We start from the raw sequence: 16057 nt of genomic DNA, 5'->3' as shown, positions 1-16057 counted from the left end.
ACGTCACCCGAGCGGCCGGGACCGCCCCGCCCCCCGGCGTCCCGCACGCGAGAAGCGCCCGTCTCCCGGTCCGGGAGGCGGGCGCTTCTCGCGTGCGTGCGTGCGCGGGGCGCCGCAGGCTGCGTCACTCGCCGATGAGGGCGTCCACGAAGGCCTCGGGCTCGAACGGCGCCAGGTCGTCCGCGCCCTCGCCCAGACCGATCAGCTTGACCGGCACGCCCAGCTCGCGCTGCACGGCGACCACGATGCCGCCCTTGGCCGTGCCGTCCAGCTTGGTGAGCACGATGCCGGTGATGTCCACCACCTCGGCGAAGACCCGGGCCTGGATCAGACCGTTCTGACCGGTGGTGGCGTCCAGCACGAGCAGCACCTCGTCCAGCGGCGCGTGCTTCTCCACGACGCGCTTGACCTTGCCCAGCTCGTCCATGAGGCCGGTCTTGGTGTGCAGGCGCCCGGCGGTGTCGATGAGCACGACGTCCGAGCCCATCTCCTTGCCCTCCTTGACCGCGTCGAAGGCCACGGACGCCGGGTCGCCGGCCTCCGGCCCGCGCACGGTGTGGGCGCCGACCCGCTCGCCCCAGGTCTGCAACTGGTCGGCGGCGGCGGCACGGAAGGTGTCGGCGGCACCGAGGACGACGCTGCGGCCGTCGGCCACCAGGACGCGGGCGAGCTTGCCGGTGGTGGTGGTCTTGCCGGTGCCGTTGACCCCGACGACCATCACGATGCCGGGCTTGCCGGTGGCGGGCTCGGTCTTGAGCTCGCGGTCCATGTCGGGGCCGACGAGGTTGACCAGCTCCTCGCGGAGCAGGCCGCGCAGTTCCCCGGGGGTGCGGGTGCCGAGCACCTTCACCCGCTCGCGCAGCCGCTCGACCAGCTCCTGGGTGGGCTGCACGCCGACGTCGGCGGTGAGCAGCGTGTCCTCGATCTCCTCCCAGGTGTCGTCGTCGAGGTGCTCCCGGGACAGCAGGGTCAGCAGGCCCTTGCCGAGGGCGTTCTGCGAGCGGGAGAGGCGGGCACGGAGCCGGACCAGTCGGCCGGCGGTGGGCTCGGGAACCTCGATCTGCGGGATCTCGAGCTCTTCGACGACGGGCGGCTCTTCGACGGTGGCGGTGCCGCCGTCCGGGAGGTCGACCTCCTCTATCGTCCGGCGCGTTTCGTCGCGCGGCGTCTCGGCCTCGTCGCCGACGTGCGGCTCGGCCGGAGGGGCGGTGATGTCGGGAGTGGCCGGGGGTGGCGGAGGCAGCTGCTTCTTGCGGCGGGAGCCCACGACCAGCCCGCCGAGCGCGCCGATCACGACCACGGCGATGACTACAGCAAGGATGACGATTTCCATAACGCGTCCAGTATGCGTGACCCCCGGCACGGGGCATCGCTGTCGGCTCCTCGTGGTTTCGTCTGCCGGCTCCTCGTGGTTTCGTCCGAAGGACAAAGGACCCTGGGAGGCACGAGTCGGAGCAAAGTACGATGGAGGAGGACGCGTCAACGCGCGTAGAGTCCCGACCGGCCCCTCTTCCCCACGATCGAGGCACGGACCCCCCACATGAGCAAGACCGCCGAGAACGAAGGCGCCCTGGAAACCCGTGGCATCGAGCAGGTGCCCGACCACGAGCGCACCGCCCGGACCCGCGAGCTGTTCCCGACCTGGGTCGGCGCCAACATCAGCGTGCTGCTGCTCACGATGGGCGCGAGCCTCGTCGTGGCGTACCACCTCAACTTCTGGCAGGCCCTGGTCGTCGCGGCCGCGGCGCCCGTCGTGTCGTACGGGCTGGTGGGTCTGATCGGCATCGCCGGCAAGCGGGGCGGGGCGCCCGGCATGGCGCTGTCGCGGGCCGTGTTCGGGCAGCGGGGCAATCTGCTGCCCGGCTCGCTCATCTGGGTCGCCCGCTGGGGCTGGGAGACGATCAACGCGGTGACCGGCGCCTATGCCGTGCTCACCGTGCTGGACATCGTGTTCGGCATCCGCGCGAACAGCGTGCTGGACATGGTGACGCTGCTCGCCTTCGTCGTGGCGACGTTCGCGATCTCCGGGCTGGGCATCAACGCCGTGCAGAAGTGCAACAAGTACGCGACGTACCTCTTCGGTGCCTTCTCGGTGCTGGTCCTCGGCTATCTGGTCGTCGACACGGACTGGTCCGCGGTGTTCGACCGGTCCGCCGGTTCGGTGGCCGCCATGATCACGGGCGTGGGCCTGATCGCGGCCGGTGGCGTCAGCTGGATCCCGTCCGCTCCGGACTTCACCCGGTACCTGCCGCGTACGGCCTCCTCGAAGGGGATCGTGGGCGTCACGGTCGGCGGCGCCGGCATCGTCGTCCTGCCCATGGTCCTGATGGGCATGATCATGGCCGTCTCCACACCGGACCTGGCCTCGGCGGCCGACCCGGTCTCCTTCCTGGGCGAGATCCTGCCCACCTGGATCGCGGTGCCGTACCTGCTGATCGCGCTGATCGGCATGCTGCTGATCAACTCGATGTCGATGTACTCGGCCGGCTTCACCGCGCAGACCCTGGGATTCAAGGTCCCCCGGCACTGGGCGGTCTCGGTGAACGCCGTGATCTCGCTGGTCTTCGGCGGCGTGCTGATGCTGGTGGCGACCAGCTTCATGGGGTCCTTCATCGCCTTCCTGTCGCTGCTCGCGGTCGCCTTCTCCGCCTGGGTCGGCGTGTTCGGCGCGGACATGCTGCGCGGCCGGGAGTACGACGGCGCGGCCCTGGCCGACACCGGCCGCACCAGCGCCTACTGGTACCGCGGCGGCTTCGCTCCCGCCGCCGTCGTCGCCTGGGCGGTGGGCCTGGCCGCCGGTCTGATGTTCACCACGTCCGACTGGTTCACCGGTCCCCTCGCCACGAACAACTTCGTCGGCGAGTACGGGCTGGGCTGGGTGGCCACGGTCGTGATCTCCGCCCTGCTGTACGCGGTGCTGCCGAAGCCGGCGCTGATCGTCCCGGAAGCGCGCGCGGAGCGGGCCGACCAGCCCGAGACCGAGGCCAGGACCGAGACCGTGACCGTCTGACGTACGCCCAACACCGGACGACGTCCCCTCTCCCGTGTGCTCGGGAGCGGGGGCGTCGTTTTCGTCCCCGCCCCCTCCCGGCCACGGCGAACTACCGTTGCCCGCCCGGCCGCGCGGTGCTCGTCTGCGCGCATGAGTCTCAGCGTGGACCTGATCGCCGCCGCGGCGGGGTGCACCCGAGCGGGCTCGACGACCGCCTGGACAACATCGAGGCGGCGGCCCTGCGCGCCCGGTGCATCGGCGCAATGTGCTCATCTCGTAGAGGGTCCCGGCACACCTCCGCCCCGCCCGGAGAACGACCGGGCGGGGCGGCGGACGGTACGGGGAGAGGGGCAGCGGGGACTTGGCCCTTCTCCCCGAGTTCGGGGCGCGGGCGGGTCAGCCCATCTCTTCCAGGGCCTTGCCCTTCGTCTCCTTCACGAACTTGAGCACGAAGGGGATGGAGAGGGCGGCGAAGATCGTGTAGATCACGTAGGTGCCGGAGAGGTTCCAGTCGGCCAGGGACGGGAAGCTCGCGGTGATGGCCCAGTTGGCGATCCACTGGGCGGAGGCGGCCACGCCCAGGGCGGCGGCGCGGATGCGGTTGGGGAACATCTCGCCGAGGAAGACCCAGACGACCACACCCCACGAGAGGGCGAAGAAGAGGACGAAGACGTGGGCGGCGATCAGGGCGACCCAGCCCTGGGTGGCCGGGAGCTTGCCGTCGACCAGGTCGAAGGAGAAGGCCCACGCCTCCAGCGCCAGACCGATCACCATGCCGACCGAGCCGATCAGGGCGAGCGGCTTGCGGCCGACGCGGTCCACGAAGATCATCGCGATCACGGTGCCGACGATGTTGATGATCGACGTCGTGAACGAGTAGAAGAACGACTGCGTCGGGTCGACGCCGACCGACTGCCACAGCGTCGAGGAGTAGTAGAACGCGACGTTGATGCCGACGAACTGCTGGAAGACCGACAGGCCGATGCCGATCCAGACGATCGGCTTGAAGAAGAAGCTGCCGCCGAGCAGGTCCTTGAAGGAGGACTTCTCCTCGCGGTGCATCGCGTGCTCGATCTCGGCGACGCGGGCGTCGAAGTCGGTGTCCTTGCCCTCGACCTCCTCGAGGATCTCCCTGGCTCGTTCGTGCTTGCCGACGGAGATCAGGAAGCGGGGGGACTCGGGGATGGCGAAGGACAGCAGGCCGTACAGGATGGCCGGGATCACCATGACGCCGAGCATGACCTGCCAGGCCTCCAGGCCCATCAGCTCACCGCGCTGGTCACCGCCCGCGGCGTTCAGCAGACCCCAGTTGACCAGCTGCGACACGGCGATGCCGATGACGATCGCGGCCTGCTGGAAGGAGCCGAGCCGGCCGCGGTAGGCGGGCGGGGACACCTCGGCGATGTAGGCGGGGCCGATCACCGAGGCCATGCCGATGGCGAAGCCGCCGATGATCCGCCACATGGCGAGGTCCCACAGCGCGAAGGGCAGGGCGGAGCCGACGGCGCTGATGGTGAAGAGGACCGCCGCGATCTGCATGCAGCGGATGCGGCCGATGCGGTCGGCGATGCGGCCGGCGGTCGCGGCGCCGATGGCGCAGCCGATGAGTGCGACGGCGATGACCTGGGCCAGCACCGCGGAGCCGACGTCGTAGCGGTCCCGGATGGCCTCGACGGCGCCGTTGATCACGGAACTGTCGTAGCCGAACAGGAAACCGCCCATCGCGGCCGCCGCCGCGATGAAGATGACGTGCCCGAGATGATCGGGGTGAGCCGTCCTGGCTCCTGGACTGGGCGCCTGCGATGTGCTGGCCACGTGTACTCCTCGGGCTACCGGCAACGCTGCCGGGGCGGTTCGCCCTTCGAGGTGCCACTGAAGGGACCTGAAGGTAAAAGCAACGTTGCAGAGACTATGCCTTCAAGTTTCGAAGTCAATAGGGCAAGAGTTGTGAGTTTGAGGATGCCGAACGCGGTTACTCGTTCAAGAGTTGAAGTTAACTGTGGTCAGACCGTGGAACTGAGCGCTCGGAGTGCTAGCGCAGCCGCTGGCTGATGACCTTCGACACACCGTCGCCCTGCATGGACACGCCGTAGAGCGCGTCGGCGACCTCCATCGTGCGCTTCTGGTGCGTGATGACGATCAGCTGCGAGGCCTCCTGGAGCTCCTGCATGATCCGGATCAGCCGCTGCAGGTTGGTGTCGTCGAGCGCCGCCTCGACCTCGTCCATCACGTAGAACGGGCTCGGCCGGGCCTTGAAGATCGACACCAGCATGGCCACCGCGGTCAGCGAGCGCTCCCCGCCGGAGAGCAGCGACAGCCGCTTGACCTTCTTGCCGGGGGGCCGGGCCTCGACGTCCACGCCCGTGGTGAGCATGTTGTCGGGGTCGGTGAGGATCAGCCGCCCCTCACCTCCCGGGAACAGCCTGCTGAAGACGCCCTCGAACTCCCGGGCGGTGTCCCGGAAGGCCTCCGTGAAGACCTGCTCGACGCGCTCGTCGACCTCCTTGACGACCTGGAGCAGGTCGGCGCGGGTCTTCTTCAGGTCCTCCAGCTGCTCGCTGAGGAACTGGTGCCGTTCCTCGAGCGCCGCGAACTCCTCCAGCGCCAGCGGGTTGACCTTCCCGAGCTGCTGGTAGGCGCGCTCGGCGGCCTTCAGCCGCTTCTCCTGCTCGGCGCGGACGAAGGGGCGCGGGCGGTTGCGCGGGTGCTCCGGGTCGGCGGGGAGCTCCTCGCCGTCGGCGGGGGGCGAGGGCGGCACCTCTTGATGGGGGCCGTACTCGGCCGCGAGCCCCGCCGGTTCCACACCGAGTTCCTCCAGCGCCTTGGTCTCCAGCTGCTCGATGCGCAGCCGCTTCTCGGCGCCGAGTACCTCGCCCCGGTGAACTGAATCCGTCAACTTGTCCAGCTCCGCCTTGAGGTCGCGTCCGGCGGTGCGCGCGGCGGTCAGTTCCTGCTCGCGCCGCGCCTTGGCGGCCTCGGCGAGGGTGCGCTCCTCGTCGGCGCGGGTCAGCGAGACCTCGACGTGGGCGAGCAGCTGCCGGGCGCCGGCGGCGACCGCCTCGGCGACGGCCGCCTCGTGCCGCAGCCTGGCCCGCCGCTGCTCGGCACGCGCGCGTGCCTCGCGTTCGGCGCGGGCGGCGCGGTCCAGGGAGTCGGCCCGCCCGGCGAGTCCCTTGACCCGCTCCTCGTGGGTACGGACCTGGAGGCGGGCCTCCATCTCGGTCTGGCGTGCGTTGGCGCCGTCGGCGGCGAGCCGGTCGCGGGCGGCGGTGTCGGGCTCCTCCTCCCCTCTTTCCCCGAAGGGGGCACTCTCCTCCGCGACGGCCAGCCGCTCGGCCAGTTCCTCGACCTCCATGAGCGCCTTGTCCAGCGCCTCCTGAGCCCGCTCGGCCGCGGCGGCGGACCGTTCCGCCTCCCCGGCGGCGCCGCGTGCCTGGCCCGCGAGCCGGCCCAGCTGCTGGGCGACGGACGACTTCTCCCGGTCGGCCGTCCGGCGCCGCTCCCCCAGCTCCTCGACGAGCGCGGCGCACTCCCGCCGTTGCCCGACGGCTGCTTCCTGCTCCCCCGCCAGCTCCTCGCACCGCACGCCCAGCTCCGCCAGCTCGGCGGCGGCCTGGTCCACGGACGCCTGCACCTCCAGCAGGCTCGGCGCTCCCGCGGACCCGCCCTGCGCGAAGTGGGCGCCCAGCAGGTCCCCCTCGGAGGTGACGGCAGTCAGCCCGGGGCGGGCGTAGACCAGGTCCTCGGCGTCCTCCAGGGTGGCGACGACGACGATCCCCCGCAGCAGCCGCCGTACGGCGGGCATCAGGTCGGCGGGGCCCTGGACCAGGTCGGCGGCGTACGGCGGTCCGTCGCCGCGCGGCTCGTGCGGTACGTCGTCGGGGGCGCCGGCGAGCAGCAGGGCGGCGCGGCCGGCGTCCTGCTTGCGCAGCAGGCGGATGGCGTCGGCGGCGGCCGCCGGGGAGGTCACGGCGAGGGCGTCGGCGGCGGCACCGAAGGCGGTGGCGAGGGCCGCCTCGTGGCCGGGCGTCACGGTGAGGAGTCCGGCGGCCGGGCCGAGCAGGCCGGTGAGCCGGTCCTTGGCGGCCAGCAGCGCCCCGGTGCCGTCCTTGCGGCGCAGTCCGAGGGCGAGGGCGTCGTGCCGGGCCCGGGTGGCGGCGCGCTCGCGTTCCGCGGCGGTGGCGGCCTCGCGGGCGGCGCCCAGTGCGGCCTCCGCCTCGGTCAGCCGCCGCTTGGCGGTGTCGTGCCGCTCGGCGAGTTCCTGGTCGTCGGCGTCGAGTCCGTCGACCTCGGCCTGGAGGGTCTCGTACTCCTCCTGGGCGGCGGCGGCCCGCTCCCTCGACGCGTCGCGGGCTTCGGCCAGCCGCTCGATCTCGGCCTGGGCGGAGGCGGCGCGGGACCGGGCGGCGCCGACCTGCCCGCTGAGCCGGGCGAGTCCCTCGCGGCGGTCGGCGATGGCGCGGGCGGCGTCCTTGAGGCGGCGCTCCTCCTGGGCCAGTTCGCGTTCGAGGTCCGCGCGGTGGGCGACCGTGTCCTCCAGGGCGTGCTCGGCCGCCTCCAGGGCCGCCTCGAGTTCGGCCTCCTGCTCGCGGACGCGGGCGGCCTCGCGCTCCAGTTCCTCGGGGTCGCGGCCCCGGCGCTCCTCGGGCGGCGCCGAGGTCGCGCTCTTCACGCGGGCGTCGGCCAGCGAGATCGTGCCGCGCACGCGTTCGGCGAGCTGGGACAGCTCGTACCAGGTCTGCTGGGCTCGCTGGAGGCGCGGGGTGAGCCGGCGCACCTCGTCCTCGAGGTCCGCCTCGCGGCGCAGTGCCTTGCCCAGCTCCCGCTCGGCGGCCTCCTTGCGTTCCTTGAGGGCGGCCTCGTCGGCGATCTCGGCCTGGAGCGCCTCGCGCATCCGTACGAGGTCGTCGGCGAGGAGCCGGAGCCGGGCGTCCCGGAGGTCGGCCTGGATGACGGCGGCCCTGCGGGCGACGGCGGCCTGGCGTCCCAGGGGCTTGAGCTGGCGCCGCAGCTCGTCGGTGAGGTCCTGCACACGCGCGAGGTTGGCCTGCATCGCGTCCAGTTTCCGGAGCGCCTTCTCCTTGCGCTTGCGGTGCTTGAGGACACCGGCGGCCTCCTCGATGAAGGCGCGGCGGCCCATCGGGTCGGCGTGCAGGACGGAGTCGAGCTGGCCCTGGCCGACGATGACGTGCATCTCGCGGCCGATGCCGGAGTCGGAGAGCAGTTCCTGGATGTCGAGGAGGCGGCAGGTGTCGCCGTTGATCTGGTACTCGCTGCCGCCGTTGCGGAACATGATCCGCGTGATGGTGACCTCGGCGTACTCGATGGGCAGCGCCCCGTCGGAGTTGTCGATGGTCAGCGACACCTCGGCCCGGCCGAGCGGCGGGCGGCCGGTGGTGCCGGCGAAGATGACGTCCTCCATCTTGCCGCCGCGCAGCGACTTGGCGCCCTGTTCGCCCATGACCCAGCTGAGCGCGTCGACGACGTTGGACTTGCCCGAGCCGTTCGGGCCGACGACGCAGGTGATGCCCGGCTCGAACCGGAGCGTGGTCGCCGAGGCGAACGACTTGAATCCGCGGAGGGTCAGGGCCTTCAGGTGCACGCCGTCGGACTCTACCTTTCGGGTGTGTCTCACTCCATGAACCGGTGAACCGCCGCGGTTTCACCGGTGAACGTGCAGGGCACATCAGACGTTGAAGAGGGTGAAAGGTTGCGCGGGGCAGGGACCGGCCGGGACGGGGCGCGGGACGAGACGAGGGGCGGGAAAAGAAAGAAGGGACGCCGAAGCGTCCCTTGCAGACTCTGACACCTGAGCGGTGGTACGGGCGGGCCCGACCACTGCCGTGCCGTGGTGGAGCGATGCAGTGATCAGGTGAGCGCAGGCTCCGCCTGGTGTGCGTCAACGCTCTCCATGCTCTCCATGATCCTGTCGTGAGAAGCGGCAGCCGCCAGCGCGTCGTTCTCCGCCTGGATTCGTCCGAGCTCGGATTCCAGGTCCTGGACGCGCTGCTGGAGCCGTCGCATCTCGGCGAGGAGTCGAGGGTCGGAGCCGCCGACGTAACCGAGAAGCGCCTTTGCCATGATGGATGGTCCTCCACAATGAGTGACCGACCGAAGCGGTGTGGGTCGTGAGGGAATCGCACCCGCGGTGCTTGGCACTTTGGAGTTTTTGCTGCCGTTCAACCATGCCAAACAGCTAAGGTGCGCGGGGCTTTCAGCGTCTCACCAAAAAGTTTGACGGTCAACACGATCACGCCCCGTATCCGCGGGCGCCCGGGGGCACGCGGCCGGGAAACGGCGGCGCTGCGACTCCTGCGGGCCCCTCGGGGCATGGCGATCATTCTGCGTGCGGAGCCTCCCACGAGCGGCTGTCCTTGGCAACCACCTGCCCGTTTTCACCCCGGCCACCCCTCCGGCGAGGGTCGCTCCCGGCGCTCGCGGAGCTTCACGCGGCCGGACGTCACCGGATGGCGAAGCCGTCGTAGCCCCCGCGGGGTGTGTCCCAGATCTCCGTCACTCCGTCCACGCGTCCGGGCGTGTCGTCACCGCGCAGCCAGTCGAGCAGCCCCTCGCAGCGCTCGCGCGGGCCCTCCGCGACGACCTGGACGCGGCCGTCGCCCAGATTGAGAGCAAAACCACTCATCCCGCCGAGTTCCAGCGCCCTGGCCCGCGTGAACCAGCGGAATCCCACGCCCTGAACCTGTCCGCGCACCCACGCGACCAGCCGTACATCCTCGCTCATGACTGCAACCTAACCAGTCAATGTCTCGCGGGACACTTCACCCCCTGGCGCCATGCGGTACCGTCCCGACCCAATGAATCCCACATGAAACTCACTCGATCGTGTGAGTTCCGTGTTGATCGTGAGCACAGTCGACCGCGAGGGCACGCCCCACGCGCGGACGAGGACGAGGAAGGCCAGGACATGGGACGCCACCGACGCTCCGCCGCCGGCCGCGCCGCCGCGGGCCGCTCCCCGGGGGGCCATGAGACGGACGGCACGACGACGGGCCGGGCCCGTGACCCGCTGGCGCCGGACGCGGGCGAGGCTCCCACGATGGGGATCGCCCCCTACCTGAACCCCGAGGCGTACGCCGAGGTCCGCGCCAGGAGCGACGCCTACCTGTTCGCGGACGACCCGGACGGCGCGGGCCCGCAGGCCGGCCGTACCGTCGCCTTCCCCGCCGGCGGCTACACGCCCGACGGCGGTTCGCAGCCCGGCGGGGGGCGCCGTCGCCGGCGCAAGAAGTCGGCCGCCGGTGTCCGCACCGGTCTGCTCGGAGTGTCCGCCGCGGTCGCCATCGGCACGGTGGCGGTGGCCACGGGCGCGGTGCCCGGCCTCGACAACTACCGGATCGGCGGCGACAGCAGCACCGGTGACCCGGTGCGGGCCCAGGACGCCCCGACGAACAGCCCGTCCCAGCAGGGCGGCACCTCGGGCAGCGCCGGCACCGGCCGTGGCGACGACGCCGCCACGAGCCGCGGCGACCGCTCGGCCTCGCCGTCCCGGTCCTCCTCGTCCCCGTCCTCGTCTCCGTCGGAGGAGAAGTCCGCCAAGGACTCCCCGTCCGCGTCGCCGTCCTCGGCCTCTCCGTCCACCTCGGCACCGTCCTCCAAGCCCGCGGCCCCGGCCGGGACACCGTCGAAGACGAAGAAGCCGAAGACGACGCCGAGCGCCGAGCCGAAGCGGCCCGCACCCTCCCGCCCGGCCACCAAGGAGCCCGCCGCACCCAGCACGCCCGCCGCCGCGTCGGAGCAGGCCGTCGCGCAGGCGCAGGTGGTCAAGCTGGTCAACGACGAACGGGCCAAGGTGGGCTGCCGCCCGGTGGCCGCGAACAGCGCCCTGCGCGAACTGGCCGAGGACTTCAGCGAGGCCATGGCCACCCAGGGCTTCTTCGACCACACCGACCCCAGCGGCGCGACCCCCTGGGACCGGGCCGCGGCAGCGGGCATAAGCGGTCTCGGCGGCGAGAACATAGCCCGCGGCCAGGCCGGCGCCCAGGCCGTGATGGACGCCTGGATGGCCAGCCCCGGCCACCGGGCCAACATCCTGAACTGCGACTTCACGACCCTGGGGGTCGGAGTCCACTTCGGCTCGGGCGGCCCGTGGTGGACGCAGGACTTCGGCTACTGAGATAACCGCAGGTCAGAGGGCTAGGCGCCCTCGTGGGCCGTCTCCGGGCCGTCAGCGGCAGGCTCCTCGTCAGAGAAGACGCGATCCACGGCGGCCCGGGTGCGGGTCCCGCTCGACGGCATCAGGTGCGTGTAGGTCCGCAGCGTGAAGCCGGGGTCGTGGTGGCCCAAGTACTCGCTGAGAGCCTTGATGCTCTCCCCCGCGTCCAGGAGCACCGAGGCGTAGAAGTGCCGCAAGGCGTGCATGCCGTTGTCCCGACCGGTCTCAACATTCGCGGCCCGAAGTGCCGGCCGCCATACGCGATCGTTGAAGCGGTTCCGGTCGAGCGGCAGCCCGGCAGGGCCGGTGAAGATGAGCGATGCCGTGACCGGCGGACCGTCGAGGTTCTTCCACGGAAGCGTGATCCGCGTCGCGGGGTGGCTCTTGAGGTGGGCGGCCAGGGCGAAGGCGACGGACTGAGGCAGAGGAACGTCACGCTCCTTGCCACCCTTCGGCGGAGCGAACACCGGCCGGTGCAGACGCAGTAGCTTGACCTGCCGGACGACGTGGACCACTCCCCCGAGGAAGTCGACGTCTTCCACGGCCAGGCCGAAGACCTCTCCTTGGCGCAGGCCGCACCCGGCAGCGACGTTGACGAGCGCCTGGTAGCGGTCCGGCAGGGCCGAGCGCACATCCATGATCCGCTCAGCAGGCCACGGCTTGACCTTGCGAGGCTCCAGACGCGGCGCACGCACGGACCGAGCGCTACACGGGTTGGCGCGGATGATCCGGTCTTCCACGGCGGAGGTGAACACTGTCGACACGTGGGCGAAGATGCCGCGTCGGTACCCGGCGGAGAGCCCGCGGTCCTCCAGCGTCCGCAGCCAGACCCGCAGATGCGACGGTGTGAAGGAGGCCAGAGGCCGAGAGCCCAGGTACGGAATCGCGTGCAGGCGGAGACGGCTCTCCACCGACTCACGGGTCAGCGGGTCAGTGATCTGCGAGGCCATCCACTCAGTGGCGTACTGCTCGAACGTGACCTTGCCAGCCACGGGGTCCACGTAGTCGCCGCGAGACATGTCGGCCTCGATGTTGGCCAACCACTGTTCAGCCTTGCGCTTCTGCTTGTCAGGGAAGCTCTTGGACTTCTCGGAGCCGTCGGGGCCGACGTAGCGGGCGCGGTAGCGCAGGCCGATGCCGAAGCGGTCGGTCTTGACCTTGACGGTCTTGCCGTCGGTGCCGGTCTCGACCTTGTACCAGCGGTCTTGTACGTGTCCGGCCATCAGGCGGCCCTCTCCATCTGGGACTCGACCCAGACGCGAACGTCTTCGGGGTCGAAGCGAAGGTGCCGGCCGACGCGGAAGCCGCGCGGTCCGGTCTGCTTGCGGCGCCACTGATAGACGGTCTCGACCGGGACGCCGAGGAGGTCAGCCAGGTCGACCGGGGTCAGGTAGCGGTCGGGCAACGAGCGCTTCACGCCCACACCTCCATGTCGTCCATGTCGTGCAGGTCGGCGAGTGCTTCGCGTGCTGTCTCGCGGTTCAGGTGCAGCTCACGGGCGATCGATGCAGCCAGCCAGGATTCACCGGGGGTGTGGCCCTGTCCGGCGTAGGTCCAGTGGGCGAGCACGAGCGTGGAGCCCTCCGTGTCGTCGAGGTCTTCGGAGAGCCCGCGTTCGCGGCGTTCCTGGCGTGCGCGGTAGTCGGCGCGGACCTGGCGGAGGGCGCCGAGGGTGGTGGAGTACTGGCGGCTCTTGGTCGAGAAGTGCCCGCGGAAGCCGAGCATGTGAGCCCAGCGCGCCAGCATCCGGGCCGGGTAGGCGTCGTCCAGGTCCCAGCACGCTTCGATGAGCCGTCGTGTGTGCGCGGGCAGGGGCAGCTTGTCCAGCTCGGACAGCTCCCCGATCCGGCGGTCAACGGTGCCCGTGGTCTCGGCCGCCTTGGTGGCGTACTTGGCGACGTAGGAGGCCACGGCCTGTTCCGTCAGCTCCTCGTGTCCGAGGGCGCCGATGGGCTGTACGTCGACCTGCTCACCCCACCGCAGCGTGCGGGCGGGAAAGTCGCCGGATGCGGGGACCGGTACGGAGACGCGGGCGGCGGCGGCACGGATCGAGGCATCCAGGAGAGCGACCGTGGCCCATGCCGGCGGGGCGGTGTCGGGTCCGTCGGGGCCGTCGAGGCGCACCACGGCGTGGAAGTGGACGGAGCCGCGTTTCTGGAACTCGGCGACCTTGCCGAAGGAGACCCGGCACACCTCCTTCATGGCCGTCTGGGTCAGGCCCGCGTGGGCGGCGATCTCGCGGCGCAGGTAGATGGTGAAGCGGCGCCACAGGTCGGAGGCGAAGTTGTTCCACAGCACCGCGCACGCGTAGTCGTACCGCTCCGGAGCGAGCGCCGTACCCAGCTCCGGCGCATCCTCGGCATGCGTGTGCCCGCAGCGGCAGCGTCCGGAGTCGGGCCGGTTATGCACGGCCCCGAAGGAGGGGGCGGTCAGGGTGGCGAAGACGCGGGGGTGATCCCGCACGGTGGCGGGCACGTCCTTGCGTTCGTCGCCCGTGATCCCGGAGCGGATCAGGTGGTAGGTGTCCCCGGCGTACGTCCAGGCGCAGGCCGGGCAGCGGGAGGCACGGCGGTTTCCGCAGGCGACCCGGAGGGCGCCGCCCGGCTCATGCTCGGTGCTGTAGGAGTAGAGCACGTCACCGGTCGCGCGGTCGCGGGTGACGGTCTGGCCCATCAGACGGATGGGATGCGAGCAGCCGCCTGTACGGCGAATCTGCTCCTGCCAGCGGTCGAAGCCAGGCGAGTTCGCCACGCGCAACAGGTCAGCAAGGGTCACGGGGTCGGTGCCCATGGAGGCCGCAGCACCAGCCACGGCCTCAGGGGAAACGGGGAAGTCCGTCACGCGTACACCCGCCCCGGGGTCGGCATGAGCCCCTTGGGGTTGTGGCCAGGGCACGCCACCAGAGCCGAATCCGTCGGCTCATCCGGGTCGAAGCAGAACTCGGACCAGCCGGTACCGCCACAGAGGCAGGCCCCCTCGACCTGGACACGGTTGTTCCGCTGCACGGCCGTGTCGCTCACCTCGATCATGAGGAGGGTGAGGGAGGCCAGGCTCTCGGCGCGGTTCAGCCGGGCCGTCTGCGGAAAGCGTGCGCGGTGGGCGTTCTTCTGCTCGCTGGTCGCGACGTGGGACAGCATCCGGTAGCCGCGCAGGAACTCGGCCGACTGGTAGAGGTCTTCCAGTCCCATGCGGAGGGCGCCCTGAACGATCCACGCCTCGACCTGGGCCTCGTCGCCACGCTTGTAGGCGTACTTGGTGGGCTTGTCCGACGCGTACAGCGCCACCGCCCGTTCCGCGTTCGATAAGTCCCTAACGCATACGGCGGGAGTGGTCGGGGCAACGTGCTCAGCAACCAGAGTTGCGGGCATGATGGGACTTCCCTTCCAGGGAGCCAGGGGCGGCGGTTCTTCTTGGCGGTTGAGCGCCGCCCCTGGGCAAGGCTTAGTGGTGCCGGGATGGTCCGTACAGCAGGTACATCCCTAAGGTTCCCTAGGGCACCTTAGGGTGTCAAGGGGTACGCTAGGGATGTAGCCAACTGAGACGAGGAGATGACCCCCATGGCAGACCAGGCCGACAATCGAGCGCCCTATGCGCAGATTGCCGCCCACTTCGCGGAACTGATCACATCCGGTGAACTCCAGCCGGGCACGCTTCTGCCGAGCATTAAGAACCTGTCGCAGGAGTGGAGCGTCAGCACTGCGACTGCCGAGAAGGCTCTGCGGAAGCTGCGCAACGAGGGCCTTGTCAGGGGTATCCATGGCATCGGGACCGAGGTCTTGGACCGTCCCGCTCCTATGTCCTCCGGGTCTCAGCGCCAGGACCGAGGTCGCCGCACCGGGTCCAGTTGGGGAACCGGCGAACGGTCCGACTCGCATCAGGCTTCGGTGGTGCCGGCGCCCGCAGAAGTAGCCCAAGCACTGGACCTCAAGCCCGGCTCGAACGTGATCCGACGCAGCCGGGTCTACCGCGACCGACATGGCATCGTCGCGCACTCCACGTCATGGATTCCCGCCCGGTACGGAGAGCTGATCCCCCAGCTCACGAGCAGCGAGCGACTTACCGGAGGAACCTCCCTGCAACTCATCGCGCAGGCAACCGGCCGCCCGATCACGCACCGGTTCGACACCGCGTCGGCTCGACTGCTCACTCCGGATGACGCGAAGCTGCTGGAGCTGGACCCCAAGAAGGCCCCGCGGGACCCGGCAGTTGTCATGACTGCGAGGTTCGTCGACAGCGAAGGCGCAGTCGTTGAGTACGGCGTCGACCTCGGCGGCCCTGGGCGCACCTGGCAGACGGAATCGGAAGTCACTCAGTGAACCGCGCTCGCCAACCGTTCTGTGTCCTCATGGTCGGACTTCCCGGCTCAGGGAAGACGACTCTGGCCCGTGCTCTGACAGCACGGGGGTTCGTCAGACTCTGCCCGGACGAGGAGATGTTCCGTCGCCATGGGGTGTACGGGGTCGACTTTCCCCGAGGTACGTTCCCGACCCTTGAGCGGCCGATCCTCGAAGAGACTGCCGTGCAGCTCCGCGAGGAACTCCAGGCCGGTCACGACGTGGTGATCGACCACGGCTTCTGGACGCCGGAAGACCGGGCCCACTGGCGATCGATCGCTACCGAAGCTGGCGCGATTTCGGTGGTCGTCTACCTGGAGGCCAGCCACGAAGAGCTGTGGTCGCGCGTCAGCAAGCGCAACGCGCGGCACGAGGATGATCCGAACTCGATCTACTTCGCCGAAAGCGACCTGCTCCGCTACCGCAAGCGATTCGTTGCCCCGGAGCCCGGTGAACCGCACATCGTCTACAGCGGCGATCCTGAGTCCGTTCTCAAGACCCTGCAATCAGAGCAGACCAGCCCATAGCCCGAGACCGCCGGCACCCAGCCGACACAGG

At 70.4% G+C, this 16057-nt stretch carries 13 protein-coding genes; 4 read left to right on the top strand and 9 right to left on the bottom strand.

All coding sequences use genetic code 11. The annotated features are described in order from the left end of the window. Positions 1–124 precede the first annotated feature (124 nt). Entirely contained in the window at positions 125–1333 is a 1209-nt protein-coding gene (gene ftsY, locus Sco07f_RS34745; RefSeq protein WP_007444840.1) for a signal recognition particle-docking protein FtsY, read from the bottom strand. Positions 1334–1540: 207 nt separating this feature from the next. On the opposite strand from ftsY, the gene Sco07f_RS34740 reads away from it, so the two are divergent. Further along, a complete protein-coding gene (locus Sco07f_RS34740; RefSeq protein WP_007444838.1) occupies positions 1541–3010 on the top strand; it encodes a cytosine permease in 1470 nt (489 codons plus the stop codon). A gap of 378 nt (positions 3011–3388) precedes the next feature. On the opposite strand, the gene Sco07f_RS34735 is transcribed toward Sco07f_RS34740, so the two are convergent. From Sco07f_RS34735 to Sco07f_RS34720, 4 genes are all read right to left on the bottom strand, one after another. Then, positions 3389–4807, bottom strand: coding sequence for a sugar porter family MFS transporter (locus tag Sco07f_RS34735; RefSeq protein ID WP_042825244.1), 1419 nt, complete (start codon positions 4805–4807; stop codon positions 3389–3391). A 217-nt stretch (positions 4808–5024) separates the two neighbouring features. Continuing rightward, entirely contained in the window at positions 5025–8594 is a 3570-nt protein-coding gene (smc, locus tag Sco07f_RS34730; RefSeq protein WP_108990227.1) for a chromosome segregation protein SMC, read from the bottom strand. A gap of 266 nt (positions 8595–8860) precedes the next feature. Then, complete coding sequence (locus Sco07f_RS34725) at positions 8861–9073, bottom strand: hypothetical protein (RefSeq protein ID WP_003973418.1); 213 nt, start codon at positions 9071–9073, stop codon at positions 8861–8863. 379 nt (positions 9074–9452) lie between these two features. Beyond that, a complete protein-coding gene (locus Sco07f_RS34720; protein ID WP_007444898.1) occupies positions 9453–9734 on the bottom strand; it encodes an acylphosphatase in 282 nt (93 codons plus the stop codon). 183 nt (positions 9735–9917) lie between these two features. On the opposite strand from Sco07f_RS34720, the gene Sco07f_RS34715 reads away from it, so the two are divergent. Then, on the top strand, positions 9918–11126 hold the full coding sequence (locus tag Sco07f_RS34715) for a CAP domain-containing protein (RefSeq protein WP_108990226.1): 1209 nt from the start codon (positions 9918–9920) through the stop codon (positions 11124–11126). Between the two features lie 20 nt (positions 11127–11146). Here Sco07f_RS34715 and Sco07f_RS34710 read toward each other — a convergent pair whose 3' ends face one another. Genes Sco07f_RS34710 through Sco07f_RS34695 form a run of 4 tightly spaced genes read right to left on the bottom strand, consistent with a single transcriptional unit; the run spans position 11147 to position 14449 of the window. Continuing rightward, a complete protein-coding gene (locus Sco07f_RS34710) occupies positions 11147–12388 on the bottom strand; it encodes a tyrosine-type recombinase/integrase (protein WP_108990225.1) in 1242 nt (413 codons plus the stop codon). Then, the gene (locus Sco07f_RS34705) at positions 12388–12582 is read right to left on the bottom strand and encodes a helix-turn-helix domain-containing protein (protein WP_070390434.1); all 195 of its coding nucleotides are present in this window, start codon (positions 12580–12582) and stop codon (positions 12388–12390) included. The genes Sco07f_RS34710 and Sco07f_RS34705 overlap by 1 nt, the downstream gene beginning before the upstream one ends. Further along, positions 12579–13955, bottom strand: coding sequence for a replication initiator protein RepSA (gene repSA / locus Sco07f_RS34700; protein ID WP_108990224.1), 1377 nt, complete (start codon positions 13953–13955; stop codon positions 12579–12581). Before repSA ends, Sco07f_RS34705 begins: the two co-directional genes overlap by 4 nt. A gap of 47 nt (positions 13956–14002) precedes the next feature. After that, positions 14003–14449 carry a hypothetical protein gene (locus tag Sco07f_RS34695; RefSeq protein ID WP_108990223.1) on the bottom strand — a complete coding sequence of 149 codons (447 nt, stop codon included), beginning with the start codon at positions 14447–14449 and terminating at the stop codon, positions 14003–14005. Positions 14450–14722: 273 nt separating this feature from the next. On the opposite strand from Sco07f_RS34695, the gene Sco07f_RS34690 reads away from it, so the two are divergent. Together Sco07f_RS34690 and Sco07f_RS34685 are read left to right on the top strand one after the other, a co-directional pair. After that, the gene (locus Sco07f_RS34690; protein ID WP_108990222.1) at positions 14723–15481 is read left to right on the top strand and encodes a GntR family transcriptional regulator; all 759 of its coding nucleotides are present in this window, start codon (positions 14723–14725) and stop codon (positions 15479–15481) included. Further along, positions 15478–16026, top strand: a complete 549-nt coding sequence (locus tag Sco07f_RS34685) for a P-loop nucleotide/nucleoside kinase family protein (protein ID WP_280524576.1) — start codon at positions 15478–15480, stop codon at positions 16024–16026. The genes Sco07f_RS34690 and Sco07f_RS34685 overlap by 4 nt, the downstream gene beginning before the upstream one ends. Positions 16027–16057 lie beyond the last annotated feature (31 nt).

It is taken from the genome of Streptomyces coelicoflavus (genome assembly GCF_003112555.1).
GTDB lineage: Bacteria > Actinomycetota > Actinomycetes > Streptomycetales > Streptomycetaceae > Streptomyces > Streptomyces coelicoflavus.
Note: the sequence above shows the minus strand (reverse complement) of the source record. Positions and strands in the feature narration are given on the sequence as shown.

Excerpts from the sequence above, each read along its gene's own strand:
- ftsY (WP_007444840.1), bottom strand. The coding sequence starts at position 1,333 with ATGGAAATCGTCATCCTTGCTGTAGTCATCGCCGTGGTCGTGATCGGC.
- Sco07f_RS34740 (WP_007444838.1), top strand. The coding sequence starts at position 1,541 with ATGAGCAAGACCGCCGAGAACGAAGGCGCCCTGGAAACCCGTGGCATC.
- Sco07f_RS34725 (WP_003973418.1), bottom strand. The coding sequence starts at position 9,073 with ATGGCAAAGGCGCTTCTCGGTTACGTCGGCGGCTCCGACCCTCGACTC.
- Sco07f_RS34720 (WP_007444898.1), bottom strand. The coding sequence starts at position 9,734 with ATGAGCGAGGATGTACGGCTGGTCGCGTGGGTGCGCGGACAGGTTCAG.
- Sco07f_RS34715 (WP_108990226.1), top strand. The coding sequence starts at position 9,918 with ATGGGACGCCACCGACGCTCCGCCGCCGGCCGCGCCGCCGCGGGCCGC.
- Sco07f_RS34710 (WP_108990225.1), bottom strand. The coding sequence starts at position 12,388 with ATGGCCGGACACGTACAAGACCGCTGGTACAAGGTCGAGACCGGCACC.
- repSA (WP_108990224.1), bottom strand. The coding sequence starts at position 13,955 with ATGGGCACCGACCCCGTGACCCTTGCTGACCTGTTGCGCGTGGCGAAC.
- Sco07f_RS34690 (WP_108990222.1), top strand. The coding sequence starts at position 14,723 with ATGGCAGACCAGGCCGACAATCGAGCGCCCTATGCGCAGATTGCCGCC.